Source organism: Lysinibacillus sp. BSL11, assembly GCF_052928325.1.
In genome coordinates this window covers 143403-167844 of sequence record NZ_JAVGCX010000002.1, presented here as the reverse complement: position 1 = coordinate 167844, position 24442 = coordinate 143403, and the positions used below count along the sequence as shown (strand labels likewise).

General features: G+C 35.1%; 22 protein-coding genes. 18 read left to right on the top strand and 4 right to left on the bottom strand.

Annotation, left to right across the window (positions count from 1 at the left end):
- The first annotated feature begins 9 nt into the window (after window positions 1-9).
- From RCJ95_RS03480 to RCJ95_RS03465, 4 genes are all read left to right on the top strand, one after another.
- Window positions 10-663 (top strand): MBL fold metallo-hydrolase, encoded by a 654-nt coding sequence (locus RCJ95_RS03480; protein WP_446721900.1) that lies wholly within the window; start codon window positions 10-12, stop codon window positions 661-663.
- Between the two features lie 237 nt (window positions 664-900).
- Complete coding sequence (locus RCJ95_RS03475; RefSeq protein ID WP_221680542.1) at window positions 901-1110, top strand: hypothetical protein; 210 nt, start codon at window positions 901-903, stop codon at window positions 1108-1110.
- A 386-nt stretch (window positions 1111-1496) separates the two neighbouring features.
- Window positions 1497-2429: an EamA family transporter gene (locus tag RCJ95_RS03470; protein ID WP_337976104.1), complete on the top strand. Its 933-nt coding sequence runs from the start codon at window positions 1497-1499 to the stop codon at window positions 2427-2429.
- 272 nt (window positions 2430-2701) lie between these two features.
- Window positions 2702-3643 carry an alpha/beta fold hydrolase gene (locus RCJ95_RS03465; protein WP_446721899.1) on the top strand — a complete coding sequence of 314 codons (942 nt, stop codon included), beginning with the start codon at window positions 2702-2704 and terminating at the stop codon, window positions 3641-3643.
- A gap of 174 nt (window positions 3644-3817) precedes the next feature.
- On the opposite strand, the gene RCJ95_RS03460 is transcribed toward RCJ95_RS03465, so the two are convergent.
- A complete protein-coding gene (locus RCJ95_RS03460; RefSeq protein ID WP_337976102.1) occupies window positions 3818-4438 on the bottom strand; it encodes a flavin reductase family protein in 621 nt (206 codons plus the stop codon).
- Window positions 4439-5034: 596 nt separating this feature from the next.
- On the opposite strand from RCJ95_RS03460, the gene RCJ95_RS03455 reads away from it, so the two are divergent.
- From RCJ95_RS03455 to RCJ95_RS03445, 3 genes are all read left to right on the top strand, one after another.
- Complete coding sequence (locus RCJ95_RS03455) at window positions 5035-5862, top strand: helix-turn-helix transcriptional regulator (RefSeq protein WP_221680545.1); 828 nt, start codon at window positions 5035-5037, stop codon at window positions 5860-5862.
- 82 nt (window positions 5863-5944) lie between these two features.
- Window positions 5945-6931: an ABC transporter substrate-binding protein gene (locus tag RCJ95_RS03450; protein WP_446721898.1), complete on the top strand. Its 987-nt coding sequence runs from the start codon at window positions 5945-5947 to the stop codon at window positions 6929-6931.
- A 41-nt stretch (window positions 6932-6972) separates the two neighbouring features.
- A complete protein-coding gene (locus RCJ95_RS03445; RefSeq protein ID WP_446721897.1) occupies window positions 6973-7284 on the top strand; it encodes a cupin domain-containing protein in 312 nt (103 codons plus the stop codon).
- Window positions 7285-7379: 95 nt separating this feature from the next.
- Here the strand turns inward: RCJ95_RS03445 and RCJ95_RS03440 are convergent, their stop codons facing one another.
- The gene (locus RCJ95_RS03440; RefSeq protein ID WP_257521416.1) at window positions 7380-8120 is read right to left on the bottom strand and encodes an SDR family oxidoreductase; all 741 of its coding nucleotides are present in this window, start codon (window positions 8118-8120) and stop codon (window positions 7380-7382) included.
- 133 nt (window positions 8121-8253) lie between these two features.
- Here RCJ95_RS03440 and RCJ95_RS03435 point away from each other — a divergent pair, with 133 nt between their 5' ends.
- Complete coding sequence (locus RCJ95_RS03435; RefSeq protein ID WP_257521417.1) at window positions 8254-8790, top strand: TetR/AcrR family transcriptional regulator; 537 nt, start codon at window positions 8254-8256, stop codon at window positions 8788-8790.
- A gap of 666 nt (window positions 8791-9456) precedes the next feature.
- Window positions 9457-11928, top strand: coding sequence for an S-layer homology domain-containing protein (locus RCJ95_RS03430; RefSeq protein WP_446721896.1), 2472 nt, complete (start codon window positions 9457-9459; stop codon window positions 11926-11928).
- Window positions 11929-12677: 749 nt separating this feature from the next.
- On the opposite strand, the gene RCJ95_RS03425 is transcribed toward RCJ95_RS03430, so the two are convergent.
- Both RCJ95_RS03425 and RCJ95_RS03420 read right to left on the bottom strand, forming a co-directional pair.
- On the bottom strand, window positions 12678-13805 hold the full coding sequence (locus tag RCJ95_RS03425; RefSeq protein ID WP_446721895.1) for an acyltransferase: 1128 nt from the start codon (window positions 13803-13805) through the stop codon (window positions 12678-12680).
- Window positions 13806-14090: 285 nt separating this feature from the next.
- Entirely contained in the window at window positions 14091-15080 is a 990-nt protein-coding gene (locus RCJ95_RS03420; RefSeq protein ID WP_221680876.1) for an NADPH:quinone oxidoreductase family protein, read from the bottom strand.
- A gap of 129 nt (window positions 15081-15209) precedes the next feature.
- Here RCJ95_RS03420 and RCJ95_RS03415 point away from each other — a divergent pair, with 129 nt between their 5' ends.
- The 9 genes from RCJ95_RS03415 to RCJ95_RS03375 all read left to right on the top strand — a co-directional run bounded on the left by RCJ95_RS03415 (window position 15210) and on the right by RCJ95_RS03375 (window position 24260).
- A complete protein-coding gene (locus tag RCJ95_RS03415) occupies window positions 15210-15797 on the top strand; it encodes a TetR/AcrR family transcriptional regulator (RefSeq protein WP_257521420.1) in 588 nt (195 codons plus the stop codon).
- Window positions 15798-16172: 375 nt separating this feature from the next.
- Window positions 16173-17078, top strand: coding sequence for an arginase (gene rocF, locus RCJ95_RS03410; protein WP_221680551.1), 906 nt, complete (start codon window positions 16173-16175; stop codon window positions 17076-17078).
- Window positions 17079-17346: 268 nt separating this feature from the next.
- Window positions 17347-18774 (top strand): amino acid permease, encoded by a 1428-nt coding sequence (locus tag RCJ95_RS03405; protein WP_257521421.1) that lies wholly within the window; start codon window positions 17347-17349, stop codon window positions 18772-18774.
- A 206-nt stretch (window positions 18775-18980) separates the two neighbouring features.
- The gene (locus RCJ95_RS03400; protein WP_446721894.1) at window positions 18981-19763 is read left to right on the top strand and encodes a DUF817 domain-containing protein; all 783 of its coding nucleotides are present in this window, start codon (window positions 18981-18983) and stop codon (window positions 19761-19763) included.
- A 188-nt stretch (window positions 19764-19951) separates the two neighbouring features.
- Window positions 19952-20539, top strand: coding sequence for a pyridoxamine 5'-phosphate oxidase family protein (locus tag RCJ95_RS03395; protein WP_257521423.1), 588 nt, complete (start codon window positions 19952-19954; stop codon window positions 20537-20539).
- Between the two features lie 221 nt (window positions 20540-20760).
- Window positions 20761-21453 (top strand): VanR-ABDEGLN family response regulator transcription factor, encoded by a 693-nt coding sequence (vanR, locus tag RCJ95_RS03390; RefSeq protein WP_221680877.1) that lies wholly within the window; start codon window positions 20761-20763, stop codon window positions 21451-21453.
- Window positions 21454-21475: 22 nt separating this feature from the next.
- Complete coding sequence (locus RCJ95_RS03385; protein WP_446721938.1) at window positions 21476-22570, top strand: sensor histidine kinase; 1095 nt, start codon at window positions 21476-21478, stop codon at window positions 22568-22570.
- A gap of 88 nt (window positions 22571-22658) precedes the next feature.
- Window positions 22659-23576, top strand: coding sequence for a D-alanyl-D-alanine carboxypeptidase family protein (locus tag RCJ95_RS03380; protein WP_446721893.1), 918 nt, complete (start codon window positions 22659-22661; stop codon window positions 23574-23576).
- Window positions 23577-23864: 288 nt separating this feature from the next.
- Window positions 23865-24260, top strand: coding sequence for a VOC family protein (locus tag RCJ95_RS03375; RefSeq protein WP_004232464.1), 396 nt, complete (start codon window positions 23865-23867; stop codon window positions 24258-24260).
- Window positions 24261-24442: the final 182 nt, after the last annotated feature.

Here is a 24442-nt window from a genome sequence, read left to right as displayed (position 1 = left end):
GATGAAATGATGAAAATTTCTAGAGGAGTAGAGATTCTGGAGCTTGAATTTAATGGAGCTTTCATTTATTCAACGCTTTTATGGGATCAGGAGATGGCTGTTTTAATTGATACTGGATGTTCAGGTCAAATGGAAGATTTACGTATAGCAATGGAAAAGGTAGGCGTGTCGTTCAACCAACTCAAAGTTGTGATTTTGACACATCAGGATATCGATCATATAGGCAGTCTTCCTGAAATATTGCAAAATTGCGGTAGTCATATAAAAGTTTATGCACACGAGCTAGATAAGCCTTATATTCAGGGGGATTTACCACTTTTGAAAGACGGGCACATAGAGAATCCACCCAAGGGGAAAGTGGATGAGACCTTGAAAGACGGTCAAGAACTACCATATTGTGGGGGAATACAAGTTATCCATACGCCAGGACATACGCCTGGCCATATTAGTTTATATTTGAAGCAAAGTAAAACGCTTGTTGCAGGCGATTCGATGTATAGTGTAAATGGTGTATTGGGAGGGATTCATGTTCCAACCACTTTGGATATAGAGGTTGCTCAACAATCTTTAAAGAAATATGCAGACCTAGACATTGAATCTGTGATTTGTTATCACGGAGGAATATGCAAGATGGATATTAAAGAGCAGATTCAAAAGCTTTGAATCTTAAAAATATTGATTAAAGATGAAGGTTCCATAGAATGCCAAGTGCTAGGAGGCTAGCTCGAATCGTAACATGCAAGAGTATCACCCCCAGTACTAGTCAAAGGCTTGTCAAACATCTATTTTAATGTGAGTCAGGTCATGTTATAATGAGGCACTTAAGATACTTAAGCACTTTTTTATAACGGATGCCAAGAAAAGCCTCCGCAGAACGATCAAATATGGAGGTGTAAGGAAATGAATAAACGTTGGACGATTGGTGAAATTCAGAAATTTGTTGCGAGCAATTCAGAAAGTAAGTTGCTAACGACTGAATACCATGGCTTTTCTCAAAAGCTACTATTTAAATGTGCATGTGGTAATAACTTTGAAAAAACATTTACGAAATTTAAAAATAAAAACCAACGAAAATGTGATGTATGCCAACCGCCAAAAGAGTCACGCTAAACGCTTTGCGGCCGTTCAATAATAATATTAGTGAACATTAAAAATATCTCACTTCTATAATCTTTATAGAGGGGGATGTTTTTTTGATTGGATTATCAGAATAAGATTGATCATGCTGAAGAAAATTGAGAAAAAATATTCAAATTAACATTCTTTATTAATGAAATATAAAGATAAAAGCCAAGCCCTTGATACATGCGGGTTTTGGCTTCTTTATCATTTTTAAAATTAGACTTTCCTCTACGGGAGGATTCATTATTAACGAAAAAAAGATTGTAAAATAACAATCAGTGATATATATTGGAGATTATGATTTTTTTCGACATCTCAAAATCATAAACAAAATTTCATCAAGACAAGTTTTGAGAGGGAAGTGAATAATCAAGATGTATCTTTATCCCCTATTAGTAGTGATTGCAGCTAGTAGTTTTGGTATCGTTTCAACTATTATAAAACTGGCAATGCGTAGTGGCTTTTCTGTATCTGAGGCAGTTACAAGTCAGTTTTTTATCGGCTTTTGTATAGCAGTATGTATTTCCTTAGTTACAAATCGATCAAATTTTAGCTTTAAAGGTGTTAAAATCCTTCTATTTGCAGGTATGTTAACAGGGTTAACAAATATTTTATATGGTCATTCTTTAAACTTTTTGTCTGCTTCCTTGGCAGTAGTATTACTGTTCCAATTTACATGGATTGGTATGCTGATTTCTTGTATTATAAAACGGCAAGTTCCAAGTAGAATTGAATTCATCTCTTTAATTATATTAGTAGCTGGAACGATACCAGCTGCAGGCATAATTGATGTTGATTTGTCTCAAATACCTTTTCAAGGGTGGTTATGGGGTTTAGCAGCTGCTCTTTGTTACTCCTTATTTTTATATGTAAACGGAAAGACAACAGCAAGTATGACAACCTCTAATCGCTTAGTATTGGTTTCTTTCTTTGCTTTCATGACGACTGCGGCTTTTCAGTCTCCAGAAATTATTTGGAATGGCACTTTGTTTAACGAAGGACTGTGGATTTATGGTTTAGCATTAGGGTTATTTGGCATGATTATACCGGTTTTCTTATTCACAATTGCAGTGCCTAAAGTCGGATTAGGTATGTCATCCATATTGAGTGCTGTTGAATTGCCAATAGCGGTGATGGTATCAGTTATCCTCTTAAGCGAAACGGTTACAACTTTGCAGATAGCAGGTATTGTCACAATCGTTATCGGTATCAGTTTACCAACTTTGCTTGATAAAGATGGATTGTTAAAAAATGTAAAATATAAATACAGAAAATCTGACAAAGTAGCAAAAGGATCTTCGATTTGAAGATCCTTTTTCATGTCAATTAAGCAATGTCATAGCAAAAGAATCATTGGGTCCTTTCTTTATTTATTTAATGACATACTATTTTTTTGTTCATACGCTGTTCATATTGTTGTCATAGGCAGTACACCTTCATTGTATAAGCTATCCTTAACGGTTTATGAAAGTAGCCGAGATAGATTGATAGAGAGAAGAGAGTATGAAAGGGAGGTGCGGTACGAGAAGAAAGGAAAACACGGTTATCGCTTGCCGTTCTACACTCTCGTGCCAATATAATGAAAAAAACGATAACCTTTATAAGTAAAATAGTAGTAGGTTTAATTATAGCCATATTACTTTTTTTAGCGGTTGTTTTCCTTGTTCATATTGTTTGTAGCAAAATGGAGCAAGGAAAACTAGAAACTTATGGTCAGTCTGTAACCGTAGATGGGAAAAAAATGAATGTCTTCATTCAGGGAAAAGGAGAAGAAACCGTCGTACTCTTACCTGGCTATGGAACAGCAGCACCAGCACTTGATTTTCAACTACTAGTAGATGAATTATCTCCATTTTACAAAGTTGTGGTCATTGAGCCTTTTGGTTATGGATTAAGTGCTCTTACCGAAAATGAAAGAAGCACTGAGAATATTGTTAGTGAAATCCATGAAGCATTACAGCGCCTTCATATTGAGCGTTATATTCTAATGGGTCATTCCATTTCAGGCCTTTACGGATTGGATTATGTGAACAAATATCCAAACGAAGTAAGTGCATTTGTCGGGCTTGATAGTAGTGTTCCAACGATAAGTGAAAGAAAGATTGAACCTTCAGTAATAACTACTTTAAAACTACTAAAAAAATCAGGTTTAGCTAGATTGCAGGTGAAGCTTAGTGATGACCCATATACCGAACTACCCTATGATGAGAAAACAAAAGAACAAATGAAAATTCTTAAGCACAAAAATATGTATAATCTCAGCCAGTTAAATGAAGCTGAAATGATGTATGCTAACTTTAAAGCGGCTGAAAGTTTAACATTTCCTAAAAATCTCCCAGTTATTTTCTTTATACAAGAGAACCATCCAGTAACGGACAGATGGACACCAGAGCATAAAAGACAAATAGTCAATTCTATCCATGGGAAAGTGATGACATTGGAAGGGGATCATTACTTATATCGTACAAAAGCAAAAGACATCGTTGAAAACTTTAGAGAATTTATGAAAGAGATAAAGTGACTGTTCTAAGAAAGATTTTACATTTATAAATGGAAAAAAACAGATTTAACTATTGTATTGTATGTGCAGCAAGCATATTATTCTGCACCTAATTATAGGAAGTTTTAACAAATAACCAGGCGCTCAAATGAGAACCTGGTCTTTTTTGTGAACCATATGTTTTAAGCCCCATGTTTAGCTCTCAGAACGGAAGTTATTACCAAGGTTGCTACCCAAACCAAAGTAATGACGAAAATTATAAATGAGTGGACTCCATTTATTTGGATCAATATGATTTTCATCCATAATTATTTCTTCGTGGGCATGTACTTGTATCATTTGGGTCTCGACGATAGCAAAATTAGGAGAATAATCTGGAATACGTATATGTTTTATCTTTGCTTCGATTTGAATAGGACACTCCATAATTCGAGTAGGAATAACCGTTGTGGACCCAATAGGTGTTAAGCAACTAATATCACATTTCTCTTTTCTAAATGTAAAACCGATCTGTTTCTTAAAATCTGGAACTGGATTTTTTCCTGTGTAAGGAGCTAACTGTTCCACGTTTTCCCATAGAGAGGGGTCTGGGATATTTATGACACATTCAGGATGATGTTCTAAGTTTTCAATTGCCTTTCCTCCAAGACCAATCCCTAAGATAATACAGTCTCCTAATACCCAAGAAGAAGATAAAGGGCTAATATTTACTGTTCCATCCTCATTTAACGTACTTAGTAAAATTACAGGAAATCCATAATATAAAATTTTAGGATTTATTATTTTTGTATTTGGCATTTGTTTCATTATTTTCATTTTTAGTTCCTCCCATAAATGTTTTCACTGTCAGACTTATTGTAAAATATAAACATTTCGACGTTCATCGAAGTGTTGATTACAAAATTGATACTTCAAACTAATAATATTGAGCAAAGAAATTTAAAGTCTCCATATTGCAAAAGTCCTGAGTCCGACGCTTGATCATTTTGTACAAACTTATGAAGTAAAATTGTTATAAATAGTAGCTTTATCTGGGAATCAAAGGTTTACAGAAGCCTTCCACATAAAATCTTTTTCACAAGAAATAGAGATGATTTGCAAGGAATTACTTTTAGGAAGAGGACAAAAGATAGAGAAATGACATGAGTGAGATTGATGGATCGTTCAGGTATAAAAGGGAGGCTCTAATTTAATTGACAATGATAATCGTTATCGATAAGGTGGGGATAGGTGAGAGTCGTCATTCTTACCTTTTCATATTTTTAGTAATGAATATGTTGAAAACTATAATTGAACCCAACTACAGAGGACTACACCTTGAAAAAGCAGTAACTTATTATGTTATTTGCTGTTTGCCGTATGACAAATCATGGTTTTTCAAGCAAACTATTATTGAAATGAGGTATATAAGTATGGAAATCGACGTAAATCAGCTTGCCGAGCATTTAGCAAACACACCTTTCCAAGTAAAAGGAATCTATCGATATTCTAGAAATACAGGTGTACCTTACGCTGATTATACAGATTCTTTTCCAGGATTTGTTTTCCCTCTTTCTGGAAAAATAGAATTTCACTTTAATGGCACCCCTTATATCTTTTCGCCAGGAAAAGTTGTGCACGGGGGAGCGAAGATGAAACTCAATCAAAAAAATTTTGATGATACAAATTGGGAATATATTCTGGTTTTATACAGGATATGTACGGAGAAATTGGCAGAGACAAGCTTTTCACATCAGCATTTTGAATTACCGATAGGACAATCTCCTCGACTAATGGAGTTAATTATGCGTCTATGGCATGTATATAATCAGCGAGGCGGTATATCAATGTTTCAGACCGAAATGCTATTTCGTGATGTACTGAATGAAGCATTATTATGTGTAGCTAATCGACAAAATAGCTGTGAATCATACACTCTATTCGAACGAATAACTACATATATTCATGCAAACTATTATCAAAGCCTTTCCATTACCTCTCTTGCCGAACAATATAACGTCAATCGAAATCGACTAACTTATATATTTAGAAAGCATGCAGGGATGGGTCCAGCAGAATATTTATTAAACTATCGTATAAACATGGCTCAAAAAATGCTATTTACAAGTGATGTGCCTGTACAACAAATTGCGGAAACGGTGGGAATTACTGACCCCTTTTATTTTAGTAGAGTATTCAAGAAGCAATTTGGTATCTCTCCTACTGAATATCGAGATAAGTTCATCAATAATCCATGTTAAGTTCAGCAAGCATCCATTCTCCGCCAAACATGACTTTACTATACTAAGTGTATATCAGAGATTTTATGTTGGAGGAATTTCAATGCAAAAGATTAAAGGACTGTTATTTTTATTGCTATTACTAGCAGGTATATTGGGAGGTTGCCATAAATCACCTGCAGAAAATAAGGCGTTAACTACAGAAGACATATCTTCATCAGCAGTGGATGTAGAAGCAACTGATTGGCCTAGAACAATTAAAGATGCCCTAGATAAAGAATTTGTCATCGAGAAAAAACCAGAAAAAATTGTTTCATTATGGTATTTTTACCCTGAAATTTTAGTTGCATTAGGTGAGCCACCTACAGCTTCTACTGATAAAGAATATTTATCCACTTTGTCTTATTTAAAAGGTAAGCTAGATTCAACAGAGGAATTAGGTGATAAATTGTCTCCTAGTATTGAAAAAACGCTATCGATTGGTCCTGATTATATATTAGCAACAGAACATCATGAAAAATTGTATGAATCACTAGAAAAAATTGCCCCAGTCATTACGTTGCAATCTCAGGACATCTACGAAGACTGGCAATATGGACTTCGTACAGTAGCCGAGATTATCGGAAAAGACGATGAGGCGGAAAAAGTAATTGATAAAATGATGAAAGCTATCTCAACAGGACGTGAAGCATTAAAGTCAATTCAAGGAGAGTCAGTAGCACTTATTTTGTCTTGGGATGGAAAAACGTTTAATGTTCTTGGTGAAGATAACCCTGTTTATACACTTGCTTTTGATAAAGAAAAGGGCTTGGGTCTAACACCAGATCAGACATTTAAGGGGAAGAATAACCAATTCGCTGCATTTGAAGGAATCTCAACTATTCAAGCAGACCATATTTTCCTTATTGGTGATATTACAAAAAAGGAAGCATTAATGAATGAGTTAAATCAAAGCAATGTCTGGAATAATATGAATGCCGTAAAAAAAGGGAATATTCATTTAATGGATACTTCCGCTATTACTGGAGGTCCATTAGCTATCGAATATGCTTTGCAAAATATAACAGAAGCCTTACAAAAGGACGAATAATAGGAAAAACCTTTTCCAAAAGTAAATAAGGAGAGATGAATATGCAACATCAAGTTATCAATATAAATGAGAAATTATCGGAATTAAAGGAGCTTTGGTCACCGAAAATTATTGGCGAAATACACGATTTTCAATTCAAAGTGGTGAAGATTGCTGGGGATTTTATATGGCATGAACATCAAGGAGCTGATAAGGTATTTATTGTGCTCGAAGGGGAGATGTTCATTGCTTTTCGAGATGGCCAGGTGAAAATATCCAAAGGTGAGATGTTTATTGTTCCTGGAGGAGCGGAACACATGCCCTTTGCTGAAAAGGAATGCCATATTATGCTTGTGGAGCCTAAGGTCAAGTAGGCATTACCAGACTAACAAAAAGAGATAGATAATTTTTTATCATACCCCTTTCGATTAATCTAAAGGGGTATTTACCTTGGGAATTTAGTTCGTTATTAAGCTAAACCACCATTTACGAAGATTACTTGTCCATTTACCCAACGTGCTGGACCAGCTAAAAAAGAAACAACTTCTGAAATATCCCTAGGTTCTCCTAGTCTTTCTAATGGTACAGCATTTGCTAAATGATGAATTTGTTTTTCATCTTTTCCATGGAAGAACAAAGGTGTTGCCGTTGGTCCCGGAGCTATTGCATTAACAGTTATATCTTTTCCTCTTAATTCACGAGCTAGAATCATTGAAATAGATTCAACAGCTGCTTTACTTGCTACATAAGCACCATAGTTTGGAAATTGGCTACGAGTAACAGAGGTAGAGAAATTAATTATGGAGCCACCTCTCCTTACTCGTTGTGCTGCTAATTGTGAGATAACAAATGTACCTCGGATGTTTGTGCGATGCATTTTATCTAAATCACTTAAATTCAAATCTGCTATTGGACTAAGTAACATGATTCCCGCTGTATTTATCACGACATCTATACCACCAAAAGCGTTTTCCACTTGGTCAAAAGCCATACTCATTTCTATTTCATTTGCCACATCACCTCCCACACTTATAGCATGTCCTTTATCAGCTAATATTTCTTCCACTAATTCATTAGCCTTTGATTCACTTGAAGAAAAGTGAACGCCAACTGCATAACCTTCTTCTGCTAATTTTGTTACAACAGTACGTCCTATTCCTCCAGATCCGCCTAATACCAAAGCAACACGTTTATACATTTCTTTCACCATAAAATTCATCCTCCACAATCCAGTATTGAAAGTTACAATTATTATTTTTTGTAACTTTGTTATTGTATATTACACATGTTATAGTTACATTGTCAACAAAATGTAACTACGAGAAGTGAAAGGAGTATATTTAATGGCTATTCTTTCAGAAGAGAAGATTTTTTCTACGGCTGAAGCAATAATTTTAAGCAAAGGTATAAATAAAACAACATTATCAGATATTGCAAAGATGCTAGGCGTTACACATGCTGCGCTTTATAAACACTATAAGAATAAAGAAGATTTGCTCCAAAAGCTTGCCCTTAAGTGGTTGGATAATACTTCTAAAGATTTGTTTGAATGGAGTCCTAAAAAAGGCGTTGATGCGGAAATCGCTTTACATGATTGGCTATGGCTTCTTCACGTAACTAAAAGAAATCTGTATGAAAATCATCAAAAAATGTTTCTGCTGTATACAAATTATATAGAAACAAATAAAGATTTAATTAAAGATCACCTCCAGCATCTTGCCAAAAAAGTTGAAGAAATTAGTGGTTGGGAAAATAAGGGGATGGCAGTTATTATCGCTTTTACTTACTTCCATAATCCGTATTTTGCTGAGCGGTGGAATCAGGGGGACCATCTACATTTGTTTGAACAAGTTTGGTCTGTTGTTAGTAGATCTCATTAAGACTGGATCTTTCAAAGTAAGTACTGCTTGTTGCGCTTTTATGCTCAAAATTATAAAACGGATTGGGAAATAGCATTTTCCCAATCCGTTTCTTTTTATTAATAGATTCAGCTAAGGCAATCTATTCTTTATGGAAGATAGGATAATGTGTTAAATGAAGAATTTGCAATCAAAGCAAATAGTTTATTTTCAGATACTCAATTGAATAGAAGCTTAAAATCGTAGATGTAACTTCAGGAGGATAGTAATTTATGATACGGTACATCGTTATATCAAAATAATAACGAAATCGGATTAGACTGAAAAAGGAGTTATTTGTAAATTTGATTGAAACAGATACTTTTGTCGTTAAAGGATATAACATTTCTAAATTATAGAAATTTTTTATGAAAAGATTCCCTATATAACCAATGCAGTATTAAAATTACCTTATTTTTAGCGTTTATTTATTGGTAATGAAGTTATATTATTGTCTTGTAAAGCAAATTACAGTTTGATTGGGATATTTAATCATGAAAAATTTAGAAGATTGCTTTACATATAATTGGTTGAATTATTATTTGTGGGAACGATTTATACATATTTTTATAATCTTATAATTAAATAGCGCGATAATATTGTTCTCACAGAATAATATAATTTATTAAAATTCTGGAGGAATATACTATGACAAAACAAAACAAAGGTCGTAAATTTTTCGCAACTACAGCTACAGCAGCACTTGTAGCATCAGCAATCGTACCAGTAGCATCAGCTGCTGAATTTCAAGATGCAGCTAGCATTTCAACTTGGGCAAAAGAAGCTGTACAATTTTTAGCTGATAAAGGTTACATCCAAGGCGATGAAAAAGGAAACTTCAACCCAGCTGGTACACTTACACGTGCAGAAGCAGCTGAAATTTTATCAAAAGCATTAGATTTAAAAGCTACTGGCACTGAAGATTTTTCTGATGTTAGTGAAAATGATTGGTTCTATAACGCAGTACTTGCAACTTCACCAGAATTATTTGATGGTATGGGCAATGGTAAATTTGAGCCTAAAGCTCAATTAACAAGAGAACAAGCTGCTAAAGTTATCGTTCAAGGCTACCAATTAACAGGTAAAGCAGATCTTAGCCAATTTGCAGATGCTTCTGAAGCTTCTAAATGGGCTGTATCTTACTTAGAAACAGCTGTAGAAAATGGTGTAATCAATGGGAAAGGCTCTTTATTAGCACCACAAGATAAAATTAGCCGCGAAGAATTCGCTACAATGGTAAAACGTACGATTGATGCAGTTCAAGAAGTAACACCAGCTGTAGAAGCTGTAAAAGGGCTTAATGCAAAAGAACTTGAAGTGAAATTCAACACAGCTGTTGATGCAAAAGATGCAGCAATCACAACGAAATATGCTGTTGAAGGTGTAGCAATCACTAACGCAGTAGTATCTGAAGACGGTATGACTGTTATTTTAACAACAGATAAAGAAGTAAAATTAACAAATGGTAAAGTAACTGTAAAACCAATTAAAACAAAAGCGGATGCTAAAGTTCTAACTGAAGAGTTTAACAAATTAATCACATTTGCAGATACGACTCCTGTAAGCGTTAATTCTGTAGAAGCGAAAGGCACTACAGCTGTTATCACTTTCGACGAGCCTGTACAAAGTGAAGGAACAATCAGCTTAAATGGTACAGAACTATCAAAAGATCGCTATACTTTATCTGGTAAGAAATTAACAATTACTGGATTAACAGCAGAACAATCTTATAAAGTAGACATTGTTGGTGCAACTGACTTCGCTAATAATATCGCAAATCCTATCGCAGTTAACTTCACAGTTTTAAAAGCAGACGTTGATAATTCAAAACCAACTGTTTCTACAGCAGTGAATGGTACAGAAATTACGTTTGATTTCTCTGAAGAATTAATGAAACAAAATCTTAATGCAGATGCAGAGACTAAAGAATATGCAAAAGTAACAGTAGGATCAACTGTATTCTATTTAACAGATGCTGATATTAAAGATACTGAGGATAAAACTGTATTCACGATTGATGCTAAATCTGCTTTAGGTACAGCTACATTCATTAATACAAACATTAAAGTTGAAGGACAAAAAGATTTAGCTGGTAATGCAGGCGATGCATTTGAGTTCAATGCTATTCTTTCAAAAGATTTAACGCCTGCTACACTTGTAGCTACTGCTACTAAAATGTTAGTAGCTGATGATGTGAATGCTACTACAGACGTTGATGCACTATACCTTACTTTTAGTGAGCCAGTAAAAGTAGACGGAAAATTAACAGTTAAAACACAAAATGGTATTGCTTACACTACTGGAAAAGAAACAGCAGTAAAAGCAGATGCTGGTTTCGATGTAGATGGTAACGGTAAAATCGAGGGTACAGAGAAAAACACTGTAAAAGTTGACATTGATCTAGATAGCAATTCAACATACACTTTCGAGTTATCTGCTAAAGCAGTAACAGATTTAGCTGGCAATGTAACTGCTGATACTGTTACGTTCAATGTAACAACAGGCGTATTTGAAGCTACACCTGAAACACCAACAGATTCATTAGTATTCGGAGCTACTCCAGTTGTTGTAACTGACAATAACGTATTCACAGTTGAGTATGCTAAAGATGTGACTGCAACAGCAACAAATGCTGCTAACTATACACTTGGAGGAAAAGAACTTCCTGCAGGTACGCAACTTCAGTTTGTAGATGGTACTAAGAAAGTAAGATTCACTTTACCAGAAGGTTCTATCACAGCTAATGGTAATTATGTACTTGAAGCTAGCAATGTAGTAGATACAAAAGGTAACACTCTTAAAGGTGGAAAAGTGACAACTCAAGTAGCACTTAAAGAAAATATTGTTCCTGTTGCTACTAAAGTAACTGCAGTAGATAGCAAAACATTTACAGTAGATTTCTCTGAAAATATTGCTGATCAAGCTGCACCAACAGGTGTTACTGTTAAAATTGCAGGATCAACTGTAGAACTTACTTCTATTACAGTAGCTGGTGGTAAACTTACTGCAACAACTAAAGCTGACTATGCATTAACAGACAGCATTGTAGTTGAATTCAAAGCAACAAACTTAGTTGATGCTAATAACAACAAAGTAAAAGACGGTTCAATTGCAAAATAATTAAAGCGTTCATTGAAAAGCCCTGTGGAGATTTCCACAGGGTTTTTTTAGTGTTTAAATAAGATCATGCTAATAGGAGAGAAAGACCTTTAGGCAAGGCGAGAGGTTGATTTCCGTTCCGCCAGCGTCCTTTCCAGGGGGCGTCCGATGAGCAGCCCGCTTCACTGTGACGCTAAACCCCCTAAGAGTGACGCTGGCTCCACTCCAATCAACCATTCTGCAAAAGTGTTTTTTCCTTATTTTTCATACTAGCGGTAGCGATCAAAATAGCCCATGATTTGCATGATTAGAGAAAGGATAGGTTTTTATTTTCAATGTAGAGAAGTGATGCGTGACAACACCTCTTCATAAACCTTCACTTTATTTGAAAACCTTTGCTAAAAAGGTAACACTTTTGTGGGTGAGGGGAGGGCTACTTGACTCTCTTGGGATAGCAAGACAGGCAAAACTCTAAACGGAGTGGTAGCGGAGGAAGCAATTCGGCGCTCGCCCACAGGAAAGTAAGTAGCCTGCAAAGGAAATTCATTTTCACTTTATACAAAAATTTTATTGATTGTTTTTTTAACACTATGAAACCCCTTGGGAGATTTCCACAGGGCCTTTTTAATTAGTTTCTTCTTAGTTTAATAATGTACCACAGAAGAAACACTAGTATTTCAGTAACGGTAAGCACAAAATAACAGGTTCTCAACTAAATACACAGCCAGTTGACGGAAACTAATCGACGACTGGCTGTGCATATTGAACAGCTATTTGTAAGGGAATTTGCTCGGGATAGGACCAAAGGCAATCCAATGGTACTTAAAGAATCTGCCCATCAATAGCACGACCATCCATGGAACGAAAAGGGCAAAAATAAAGCCCCCCATGCTCCAAAGATGATACATAATACTATTACCACCAGTATTTAATTGTCTATAAAGGAAAAGGAAAAATGGATGTAGTAGATAGATGCCAAATGATACTGTTCCCAGATTGATTAAGCCATTTACAACAGCTTGGTTCCATTTATCATAGATCCAGAAAGAAAGCTGTAAGAAGACAATACAGGCTGTAAAAGATTGTAGCTGAAAAACTAATTCAAATACGTTGCTGTTCACTAAATAGGATTGGGATGAATAAACAAAGTAATATAAATAAACATTATACATAGTAGAAATTAGCCATATACACCAAAGAAAAAGTATCGTGATTGGAAAATTTTCTTTTTTTACTTGAAGCCATCCTTTGTATTTTTCAAAATAAATTCCTAAAAATGCCCCTGCTAAGAAATATAAGAGATAAGAGAAAGCGATACTCCCTCTATAGGGATACTGCCAAAACTCTGCGTTTAATAGAATAAAGACCCATTGAAGAACAAACCCAATCCAAATTAAATAAGGAGATAGGGCTGGTTTTTTCTTTAAAATATATAGGAATAATGGAATCATAAGATAGAATTGGACGATTATAAATATATAGTATAGATGGGTATCTGCTTTGCCTAGCAATAGTTTTTCAAGAAATTCGACACTAAATAGGGAGCGCCAAGTGTTTGCTAAATCATGTGTTCCATAAAATTGCATAGCTGCATAATAAAAAATAGAAAAAAAGAGATAAGGAATGAGTATTTGGGTCACTCTTTTTTTATAAAAATGAATGATAAGCTCCTTTGTTAAATCCTTTTGTATATAATTGTAAAATAATACAAAGCCACTTAAAAAAATAAAAGCAGGGACAGCGAATTTAGGGGCGATATTAAAAAATACATAAAATGGATATAATTTTGAGTCACTAGATAAAGCCGTTACAGGTGTACTAGTAGAATGAATAAGAAGGACAGCTAGAATGGCTAAAGCCCGTGTAATATCTAATTCATTAATATGTGCTCGCTTCATACGATCATCTCCAAATTATTTATAGTATTGAATTCCCAGAATACTGCCTACATACTCTATTGGTATGCTTGTTCGTACAAATTTAGACAAGCTTTGTTGCCTAAATTTGTCTAAAGGAAACAGGCTGGGCGTTCATGAGTTACTATAAAGTGCTTATATGTCAGGGAGATGTCAACAATAAAAAAAGCTACCACGCTCGCTATGCGTAGAAGCTTTATGTTGTTATTTGACAACTAGAATTATTTTCTGGGAAATAGAATGGAGAAGGGAGCTTGATGAAACTCCTTATAATGCAACAAGGATTCTACCTCTTGCTTGACCCTTCAGTAAAATAGGTAAAACATCAGGAAGTTGTTGTAGTGTTACTTCTTGCTGAATGAAATCATTAAGGTTGGCTGGTTTGAAATCAGTCGCTAAACGATGCCAAATGTTCAATCGAATGTCCATTGGGCAATAAACAGAATCAACTCCAAGTAAATTTACGCCTCTTAAAATAAAGGGAAATACACTTGTAGGAAGCTGTGTACCTGCTGTTAAACCACTACTTGCAACAGCCCCACCATATTGAATTTGGCTTAATAATGAGGCAAGTGGCTCTCCACCAACAGAATCAACAGCAGCAGCCCATTTTTGTTTTCCTAATGCTCTAATTTTTCCATCATAAACCTCTTCACGATTTACGATTGTAGTAGCTCCGAGTAATTGTAAATATTCATGTTCAGATTCTTTTCCTGTGCTCGCTTCAACTTGATAACCCAGTGTTGAAAGAATAGAGACGGCAAAGCTACCTACACCACCTGTAGCCCCTGTCACAAGAATTTTCCCTTTTTCAGGATGAATACCATTTTCCTCTAACTTTTGAACAGATAATGCAGCTGTAAATCCTGCAGTACCAATTACCATAGCCTCTTTAAGGGAAAGTCCTTTTGGAAGCGGTACAATCCATTGTGCTGGGATGCGGGCATATTCACTAAAGCCACCAAAATGGGAAACACCTATTTCATAGCTAGTTGCAATGACCTCGTCACCAATTTTAAAGCGTGGATCCTCTGAAGAAACAACAGTCCCAGCTAAATCAATACCAGGGACAAAAGGATAAGACGCAACGATTTTACCATCAGGAATAGAGGCAAGACTATCTTTATAATTAATACCTGAATAACTAACTTTAATTAATACCTCACCCTTTGGTAGATCTTCTAAAGTTAATTTGTTCACTTTCACTGTAAATGTATCATCTTTATTGACTACTAGTGCACTAAAATTTTCTGCCATCATCGTAAACGTCCCCCTACAATTTTATTCCATTAAACAGTACCAAAATTATTCTGACCGGTCAATATAAAATTGGATTGTTGCTACTCTTCATGTATAATAACTTCTATCAAGTCATCGGAGGCTCCTATGAAAAAGAAAGAGGAAGAACGTAAAAAACAGATTATGAAAGCAGCGTTTAACGCTGTTTCACAATTAGGTTATGATAAGGTTACACTACAAGACATAGCCAATCATGCCAGTGTCTCAAAAGGAGTAGTTCACTACTACTTTACAAGCAAACAAAACATTTTATTAGAATTACTTGAATCCACTACGAACAAAATCTACAGCTATGAAATACAAGAAATAGGCCAGCATCAAACAGCTATAGACAAGCTTCATGCTTACTTAAGTGCTGTATTTGTATCCCCTATAGAAAATAAAAAATTTTACAGAGTTTATTTAGATTTTTTAGCTCAGGCAAATAGCAATGAAGAGTACAAAAGAATTAACTTAAAATTTTATGAGAATTGCTGGGGAATTGGAGAAGAAATTATTGAATTAGGAAAAAAAGAAGGGGTCTTTAGTTCAGACATTGATTCCTTAACCTATGCAAAAATGATGCGGGCAATGATTGATGGTTCATTAATTCAGTGGTTAACCTGCGATTTAGAAGAACAACATAAATTTTATAAAGAAACCTGTTTGAATAGTATTGTGCGATTATTAAAATAGGTAATTGAAAAGCCTTATTACTATTGTAGTAAGGCTTTTTTTTGCCGTTAAAAAGAAGAATAATTGAGTGATTTTGGAAAATAATTATGAACATATTGCATTTATAGATAAAATTACCGTCAAAATTTTCGGAAAAAACTATAAAAAAAGAACAGTTTTAATATTTTGTTTAGTAATTTCTTACAAAAAAACGTATTTAATAGGGAAAAAATGTTTTGTTATGCATTGAAATAGCGTTTATGCATTCGTTTATACAAGAATAAATCTATGTTTTTAATAATTAAAACTGTATAAAAATTTAAAATAATGTCGAGTTGAGTCAATGTTGCAATTTCTTTATACTGTGAAAGTAATTATTGGAGAGGAGAAAACATCATGAATAAAGAAGTGACAATTATTGGGGTGCCCATGGATTTAGGTCAAACAAGAAGAGGCGTAGACATGGGACCAAGTGCTATCAGATATGCGGGGGTAACTGAACGACTTGAGAGCCTTGGTTATTCGATTTATGACGAAGGGGATTTAACTATTGACTTTGTACACGAAGATAAAGACGCAGAAGGAAAGACAAACTTAAAAAATTTAAAAACTGTCACAGAAAGTAACGAGAAGCTAGGCCAAAAAGTAGACCATGAAATTTCTTTAAATCGTTTTCCTTTAGTATTAGGTGGAGATCATAGTATTGCTATTGGAACATTAGCAGGAGTTTCCAAGCATTATGAGAATCTAGGTGTCATTTGGTATGATGCCCATGGCGATTTAAATACTGGTGAAACATCTCCTTCAGGAAATATCCATGGCATGTCTTTAGCTGTAAGCTTGGGTCTTGGTCATCCAGCACTTACAAATATCGGAGGCTATGCTCCAAAAGTAAAGCCTGAAAACGTTGTTATTATTGGTGCTCGTGATTTAGATCCAGGAGAAAAAAAGCTTATTAAGGAAATTGGTATTAAAGTATACACGATGCATGAAATTGATCGTTTAGGAATGACGAAAGTGATGTCCGAAACGATTGACTATTTAAAGGAGCGCACAGACGGTGTTCACCTATCATTAGATTTAGATGGACTTGATCCAAATGATGCACCAGGCGTAGGCACGCCAGTAGCAGGTGGTATTAGCTATCGTGAAAGTCATTTGGCTATGGAAATGCTATCAGAAGCAAATATTATTACTTCAGCAGAATTTGTTGAGACAAACCCAGTATTAGATCAATACAATAAAACGGCTATTGCTGCGGTAGCTTTAATCAGCTCACTATTTGGCGATACATTACTTTAAGCCATGAATAGAAGTCATTTGGTATCTCAAAAGGAAGAACTTTTCTTAGAAAATTAGGTCGCGACAACCAACTATAAGAAAGTAGCTCTCCCTATAGTAAGTTTACAATATAATTTAGCTAATCAATAGCCTTTATTTTGTCAGAAAATTGACAGTTCATAAAATATATAAAACAGTTTATCTATTAATCATTCAAATTTTGATTGTTATCTTTTTTGCACGAAAAAAAGAAAGTGCTTACACAGATAATGAATGTAAGGAGTTTTTTATGGCAGCAGAACAATATGAATTAAAAAGAAGTATGAAAGCAAGACACTTATTTATGATTTCACTTGGCGGATGTATTGGAACTGGTTTCTTTCTTGGATCAGGCTACACGATTAACCAAGCTGGGCCAACTGGTGCCATCCTAGCTTACTTAGTAGGCGGAGCAGTTATGTATTTAACAATGCTATGTTTGGGTGAATTGTCTGTTGCTATGCCAGTATCAGGCTCATTCCAAACGTATACAACAAAGTTTATCGGTCCTGCTACTGGTTTTGCCGTTGGATGGCTATACTGGCTAGGTTGGGCAGTAACTGTTGCTCTTGAGTTTTTAGGGGCTGGACAACTTATGCAAAGATGGTTTCCTGATTCACCGGTATGGATGTGGTGCCTAGTATTTGCTGCACTACTCTTTGTATTGAATGGTTTATCAGCAAAAGCATTTGGTGAAGCAGAATTTGTTTTCTCCAGCATTAAGATATTGGCAATTATTATGTTCCTAGCGGTTGGTGGAGCAGCTATGTTTGGGCTAATCGATATGAAAGATGGAACAAATGCCCCATTCCTTACACATTTTTATGAGGGAGGATTATTTCCTAATGGTGTAACAGCACTGCTTATTACAATGATTACCGTGAATTTTTCATTTCAGGGTACAGAATTGATTGGTATTGCTGCTGGGGAGAGTGAAAATCCTGAAAAGACTATCCCTAAATCTATTAAGCAAACTGTTTGGCGTACGTTGTTCTTCTTTGTGTTATCCGTATTTGTACTTGCAGCAATGATACCAATGGATAAAGCAGGGGTGGTGGAAAGTCCATTTGTAGTCGTATTAGATAGCATTGGTATTCCATATGCAGCAGATATTATGAATTTTGTTATCCTAACAGCCTTATTATCTGTCGCAAACTCTGGTCTTTATGCTGCAACACGTATGCTGTTCTCACTATCTGTCGAAAAGATGGCAAGTCCCGTTTTAGGGAAAGTTAATAAAAGAGGTATTCCAATGAATGCGTTATTAATCACACTCGCTGTAGCAGGTCTGTCATTACTGTCAAGTGTATTTGCTGCTAATACAGTCTTTGTGTGGTTATTATCTCTAGCAGGCTTAGGTGCACAAATTGGTTGGATTGCGATTACAGCATCTCAAATTGCATTTAGACGCTCCTATATACGCCAAGGAGGAAAAGTAGAGGATTTAAAATTCAAAGCGCCATTGTATCCAGTAATCCCTATTTTAGGTTTATTAGCGAACTGTATTGTTATGGCAAGCTTGGCTTTTGATCCAGCTCAACGTTTAGCACTCTACTGTGGTGGAGCATTCTTCATTGGTTGTTATATCGTTTATTATTTAAAAGTGAAAAAAGTGACAAACCTAGAAATAAACCAACAAGAAGTCCAATTAAAATTAAATCAAAAAATATATCTTTAATATCCAAGAGTAGCCACTTATATGGCTACTCTTTTCTTTATAGATAAGCAACAGCAAAGACGTATTTAACAAGGAATTGTTCCAGTGTTAAGAGAGAAAAAATTTATTGTTTTTCGATAAAAAAATATTGAAATAAGATAATTTATCGTTTATTCTTCATACAAGAAGCAATTAAATAATTGAACAAGTTTATTTGAGGTGGATTCATGTTGAAGAATTTTATTAAAAACTTAGGAGTCTTTACGTATCATCAATCATTATCGTGTATTTTTCCTGTTGTGATATTTGCTACACTTGCACTATCTAAAGCCATTCAAATACCTGGGGTAGGAAGATATGACTTTATTCTGGCAATCTGTCTATTGACTCAGTACTTGATGTATAAATTTGGTTTAGAAACAAAGGATGAAATAAAAGTCATTTGCTTGTTTCACATTATTGGGCTCGTGCTCGAATTATATAAAGTGAATTTCAATTCATGGTCATATCCTGAAGAGGCGTGGACAAAAATAGGGGGTGTGCCTTTATATAGTGGATTTATGTATGCGAGTGTGGCAAGTTATATTTGCCAAGCCTGGCGTAGGTTTGATTTAAAAATTGTAAGTTGGCCAAAAAGTTATGTAGCTATTCCACTTGGAGCCGTAATCTACTTGGATTTTTTCACACACCATTTTATTTATGATTTTAGATGGCTGTTAATGGCACTACTATTTATTGTGTTTTATCGTACTATTGTAAAATTTACAGTACGGAACAAAATCTTTAAAATGCCCATCGTTGCATCGTTCTTTTTGATTGGCTTTTTCATTTGGATTGCTGAAAATATTGCGACGTTCTTTGGAGCTTGGTCATATCCGAATCAAGAGGCGTCTTGGTCGATTGTTCATTTTGGTAAAATCAGTTCATGGTTTTTACTTGTAGTCATTAGCATTATGATTGTTGCACAACTTAAATTATTCTATCGTGATGTAGAGGGAAATTTGGAGTAGAAATCATTCAATATATGAGATTCATTTGTAGAACTAGAGAATTGCAAAGCGTCTAAGAAAGATAGTATGGACTTCTGATAAACTAGTATTTTTTTACCTTGTACCCATGTCCTTTCATCAAACTGTCCCTTTTTTAGCGTGCAACACTGCTGTAGACTCCTTTTTAGAAGAGGATAGGGGGAAATAGGATGGTAACAGATATTCGAATGAAAAAACGAGCTTGTACAGATGAAATGCAAATTAAGCAATTTTTAGAAGGTGCACAAACTGCATTTCTTGGTTTAGTGGATCAACATATGCCATATGTTATTCCGCTAAATTATGTCTACAAAGATGGAAGCTTTTATTTCCATGGTGCCAACGAGGGAAGAAAAATAGACATTTTAACAACCAATCAAAATGCATGTATTACAATAAGTGAAAATTATGGAACTACGGTAGACCCTATTCCTGCTAAGACTGATACTGCTTATATGAGTGTAGTTGCAAATGGTTTAGTGGAAATTGTTACAGATTTAAATGAAGCTACTGCTGCTATGCAGGCAATGCTTGATAAATATGTGCCAAATTATTACCAAGCACCTTTATCAAAAAAGCATATCGAAAAATATCAATCATCTTTAGGGAGTGCGACCCTTATTCTGAAAGTGAAACCGAGCAGTATAACTGCAAAGGAGAATAAATTAAATAAACAAATGCTATATTACGCAGGCAGAGTGGTGACACAGGATATGAGTCAAAAATCTACTGCTACAGCAAACAATCCAACAAATTAATTATCGGAAAAATGTAAGGGTTGGGATTTTACCTAAGCCTATTTTTGATGTAGTTATAGTTCATTATGAAACTATCTATGAGTTTGCTAACATAAACCTATCAAAAGTAGAGTTGGAAAGATGTTTTCATCTAACTACCTTAATAATAGATATAGTCATGCGTAAGTGCTATAATCCCAGTGAAAAATCATTGGAAAACAAGTGGGAAGAAGGAGAGGGCAATACGGTTGAATATTTTAGTTGTTGACGATGAAAAGGAAATTGCAGATTTAATAGAACTTTACTTAAAAAATGAAAACTATCATGTATTTAAGTTTTATACAGCTCAAGAGGCTTTGGCATGTATTGAGCATGAGAAAGTAGATTTAGCTGTTCTGGATATTATGATGCCTGATATAGATGGCTTTACTATTTTACGAAAAATCCGAGAAACATTGAATTTTCCAGTGATAATGCTTACGGCAAAGGAAGAAGAAATCGATAAAATAAATGGCTTTTCTCTGGGAGCAGATGATTATATAACAAAGCCATTTCGTCCATTAGAGTTGGTTGCTCGTGTAAAGGCACAAATACGAAGATTTACTTTCTACAACCAAGGTTCGAAGCAGCAAGAAGATATCATTGATTTTGCTGGCTTGGTGATTAATAAAAACACACGACAAGTCTTTTTAAATGAAAGGCCCATATCCCTTACACCTACGGAATTCGCTATTCTTTGGTATTTATGCGCAAATCGAGGGACAGTTATTAGCTCAGAGCAATTATTCCAAGAAATTTGGGGGGAAAAGTACTTTAGCAGCAATAACACGGTAATGGTTCACATTCGACATTTACGGGAAAAAATGAAGGATGCTGCGGAGAACCCAAAGTATATTAAAACGGTTTGGGGAGTGGGGTATACCATTGAAAAATGAGTTTGGCAAACTGAAAAGGAAAATGGTTTTACAAATTATTTCGATACTTGTCATCGCTAGCATCATAGGCCTTTTTATCAATTTTGCATTTATTGATGGGGTCTTACAAGCTCCCTTTGCAGATGCTTTTATTGCTTTTTGTGAAAATGTCTTGCAACTTGATTATTATGCTGCAAGCAATGCCTATCATGGGTTATTTCGACAAAATAAATCGCTTTGGCTAGCGATAGGATTTATTTTATTATTATTGATTATTTTCTATATCGCCTTGTCTCGATTTACCCGATATTTTCATCAAATTAGTTCAAGTATTACCATGCTTGCAGATGAGTCAGGAAAGGAAATTGAGCTCCCAGCCGAACTCGATTTTTTGGAGAAAAAATTAAATAACGTGAAATATAAATTAGAAAAGCGTGCAAGGGATGCGCAAGAAGCTGAGCAACGAAAGAATGATTTAGTTGTCTATTTAGCGCATGATATTAAAACACCCTTAACATCCATTATTGGCTACTTAAGTCTTTTAGATGAAGCGAGGGATATGCCTGTAGAGCAGAAGGAAAAATATGTAACGATTACATTAGAAAAAGCTTATAGACTGGAACAACTAATCAATGAATTTTTTGAAATAACCAGATTTAATTTACAATCCATCATTTTAGAGAAAGATTCTATTCCTTTACATCATATGTTAATGCAAGTGGCCGACGAGTTTTATCCATTGCTCGCACCAAAGGGTCAAAAAGCCATCGTCAAATTAGATGAAGCTATTACTATCTATGCAGACGGTAATAAATTAGCAAGGGTATTTAATAATATTTTAAAAAATGCAATTGCCTACAGTGATCCAAATAGTACAATTGAAATTAGTGCGCAAAGCGAAAATAATCAGACATTTATTTCGTTTACGAATACAGGGAAGACGATCCCTCCTGAAAAATTAAAAATGATATTTGAAAAGTTTTACCGCTTAGATAGTGCAAGGTCTACCCAAACAGGAGGTGCTGGGCTTGGTTTAGCCATTTCTAATGAAATTGTACAGGCCCATGGCGGAACGATTACCGCAACTTCTAGTAATGATACAACCGTATTCACCGTGATGATTCCAACCAATTCTTAAGAAACCTTAAGAATTCACTAATAGTAAATTAAAAATAAGCTCCTTTTTTTATGGTTGAATAAAAGCATAAAGAGAAGGAGTTGTTTTTATGTTCAAGAGAAAAGGTATTTTGAGTTTATTGTTCTTATTCATGATGATATTTATTTATTTTCAATTGAAAGAATTGCCAATGACTTTACGTCAGGAAATAGATCAAGCATCAAAAGTAGTTCAAACAGCCAGTCAGCATATGCTCGATTTTGATTTATACAGTTCGAATGCAATTTTAGTGAATTTGGATGAAAATCAAATTCTCTTAGATAAAAAAAGTGAGGAAAAGATTTATCCTGCTTCTTTGACAAAAATGATGACGGTTCTAGTCGCGATTGAGCAGATATCCAATTTACAAGAAGAAATCATTTTACCTAAACATATCTTTCAGGATTTATTAGAGGAAAATGCGTCAGTGGCGGGCTTTCTCCCAAATGAAAAGCTGACAGTAGAAGATTTGTTGTATGGCTCTATGTTGCCATCAGGTGCAGAGGCATCACTAGGTTTAGCTGAATATGTTGCCGGGTCAGAACGTGGATTCGTGAAACTGATGAACGAAAAGGCGCAGCAACTAGGCATGAAAAATACGCACTTTGTGAATACAACTGGACTGCACCATTCAGATCATTATACAACTGTAAAGGATATGTCTTTACTTTTACAATACGCCTTAACAAACGATGATTTTCGAAATGTTTATACAGCAGAAAGATATTCTATCAAATCAACAAACCTTCATCCTGAAGGCATTACTTTTACCAGTCGCATGTTTCAACATATGACATCAAGTGCATTGCCAGGAGGGGAATTTTTAGGTGGAAAAACTGGCTATACAGAAGATGCAGGCTTATGTTTAGCAAGCTTAGCTCTTATAAATGGACAAGAATATGTGCTAGTGACAGTAGGAGCGGACGGTAGCCCTAGAACGGAGCAATATAATATTTCCGATGCCATTTCGGTTTTTAGTCAATTATAACTTCATTACTAAATTGCTAGCCCCTAATAGAGTGTGATTGGAGAATATTTCATTTTCTAATCACACATTTTTTTGTAGTTATAATAATTCTCTATAAACCAACTTGTTGTTGGTATTGCAGAAATAAAGATGCCTCTGACAGTCGTTTAAAGGAGTAGTATCTGATTTATTGTGGAATCATTCGAATCGGAAGGTACATTAATAGATAGATAATTTATTAATTTTAATTTTCAGAAAAATGATATATAGTAAATATGATCAAATACATTCATCTTTAAGGAGGATACTATGGGGAGATTAGTTCATTTTGAAATTCATGTAAGTGATATGGAGCGGGCAAAGGATTTTTATGGGGAAGTTTTTGGATGGTCATTTCAGGACTGGAGTGAATATGCAGGAATGCCTTACTTCGGTGCTGTGACAGGTGAGGATGATGAACTTGGGATTAACGGTGCTTTAATGCAACGTCAAGGTCCTTCACCAGAAACAAACCAAGCGTTGAATGGCTTTGCTTGTACAATGGGTGTTGAAAGTTATGATGTAACGGAAGCAAAAATTCTTGAAAATGGGGGCAAAGTAGCCATGCCAAAGTACGCATTACCAGGAATGGCATGGCAAGGCTATTATATTGATACGGAAGGCAATGTATTTGGTATCCACCAGCCCGATAAAAATGCCAAATAGTATTGAGGGGTGAAATCCGCTCTAAAAGAGTTGAGAGCCGCTCCAAAGAAGTGGGAATCCGCTCCTAAAAGTGTGAGAGCCGCTCCAAAGAAGCGAGAACCCGCTCCTAAAAGTGTGAGAGTCGCTCCAAAGAAGCGGGAACTCGCTCTTAAAGAGTTGAGAGCCGCTCCAAAGTAGTGAAA

What these genes read in the sequence shown, in the direction of transcription:
- RCJ95_RS03380 (WP_446721893.1), top strand. Translation starts at nt 22,659, where the DNA reads ATGTTCAAGAGAAAAGGTATTTTGAGTTTATTGTTCTTATTCATGATG.
- RCJ95_RS03400 (WP_446721894.1), top strand. Translation starts at nt 18,981, where the DNA reads ATGTTGAAGAATTTTATTAAAAACTTAGGAGTCTTTACGTATCATCAA.
- RCJ95_RS03385 (WP_446721938.1), top strand. Translation starts at nt 21,476, where the DNA reads ATGGTTTTACAAATTATTTCGATACTTGTCATCGCTAGCATCATAGGC.
- RCJ95_RS03465 (WP_446721899.1), top strand. Translation starts at nt 2,702, where the DNA reads ATGAAAAAAACGATAACCTTTATAAGTAAAATAGTAGTAGGTTTAATT.
- RCJ95_RS03420 (WP_221680876.1), bottom strand. Translation starts at nt 15,080, where the DNA reads ATGGCAGAAAATTTTAGTGCACTAGTAGTCAATAAAGATGATACATTT.
- RCJ95_RS03435 (WP_257521417.1), top strand. Translation starts at nt 8,254, where the DNA reads ATGGCTATTCTTTCAGAAGAGAAGATTTTTTCTACGGCTGAAGCAATA.
- RCJ95_RS03395 (WP_257521423.1), top strand. Translation starts at nt 19,952, where the DNA reads ATGGTAACAGATATTCGAATGAAAAAACGAGCTTGTACAGATGAAATG.
- RCJ95_RS03405 (WP_257521421.1), top strand. Translation starts at nt 17,347, where the DNA reads ATGGCAGCAGAACAATATGAATTAAAAAGAAGTATGAAAGCAAGACAC.
- RCJ95_RS03480 (WP_446721900.1), top strand. Translation starts at nt 10, where the DNA reads ATGAAAATTTCTAGAGGAGTAGAGATTCTGGAGCTTGAATTTAATGGA.
- RCJ95_RS03450 (WP_446721898.1), top strand. Translation starts at nt 5,945, where the DNA reads ATGCAAAAGATTAAAGGACTGTTATTTTTATTGCTATTACTAGCAGGT.
- RCJ95_RS03445 (WP_446721897.1), top strand. Translation starts at nt 6,973, where the DNA reads ATGCAACATCAAGTTATCAATATAAATGAGAAATTATCGGAATTAAAG.
- RCJ95_RS03460 (WP_337976102.1), bottom strand. Translation starts at nt 4,438, where the DNA reads ATGAAAATAATGAAACAAATGCCAAATACAAAAATAATAAATCCTAAA.
- RCJ95_RS03470 (WP_337976104.1), top strand. Translation starts at nt 1,497, where the DNA reads ATGTATCTTTATCCCCTATTAGTAGTGATTGCAGCTAGTAGTTTTGGT.
- RCJ95_RS03375 (WP_004232464.1), top strand. Translation starts at nt 23,865, where the DNA reads ATGGGGAGATTAGTTCATTTTGAAATTCATGTAAGTGATATGGAGCGG.
- RCJ95_RS03475 (WP_221680542.1), top strand. Translation starts at nt 901, where the DNA reads ATGAATAAACGTTGGACGATTGGTGAAATTCAGAAATTTGTTGCGAGC.
- RCJ95_RS03425 (WP_446721895.1), bottom strand. Translation starts at nt 13,805, where the DNA reads ATGAAGCGAGCACATATTAATGAATTAGATATTACACGGGCTTTAGCC.
- RCJ95_RS03415 (WP_257521420.1), top strand. Translation starts at nt 15,210, where the DNA reads ATGAAAAAGAAAGAGGAAGAACGTAAAAAACAGATTATGAAAGCAGCG.
- RCJ95_RS03455 (WP_221680545.1), top strand. Translation starts at nt 5,035, where the DNA reads ATGGAAATCGACGTAAATCAGCTTGCCGAGCATTTAGCAAACACACCT.
- rocF (WP_221680551.1), top strand. Translation starts at nt 16,173, where the DNA reads ATGAATAAAGAAGTGACAATTATTGGGGTGCCCATGGATTTAGGTCAA.
- RCJ95_RS03440 (WP_257521416.1), bottom strand. Translation starts at nt 8,120, where the DNA reads ATGGTGAAAGAAATGTATAAACGTGTTGCTTTGGTATTAGGCGGATCT.
- RCJ95_RS03430 (WP_446721896.1), top strand. Translation starts at nt 9,457, where the DNA reads ATGACAAAACAAAACAAAGGTCGTAAATTTTTCGCAACTACAGCTACA.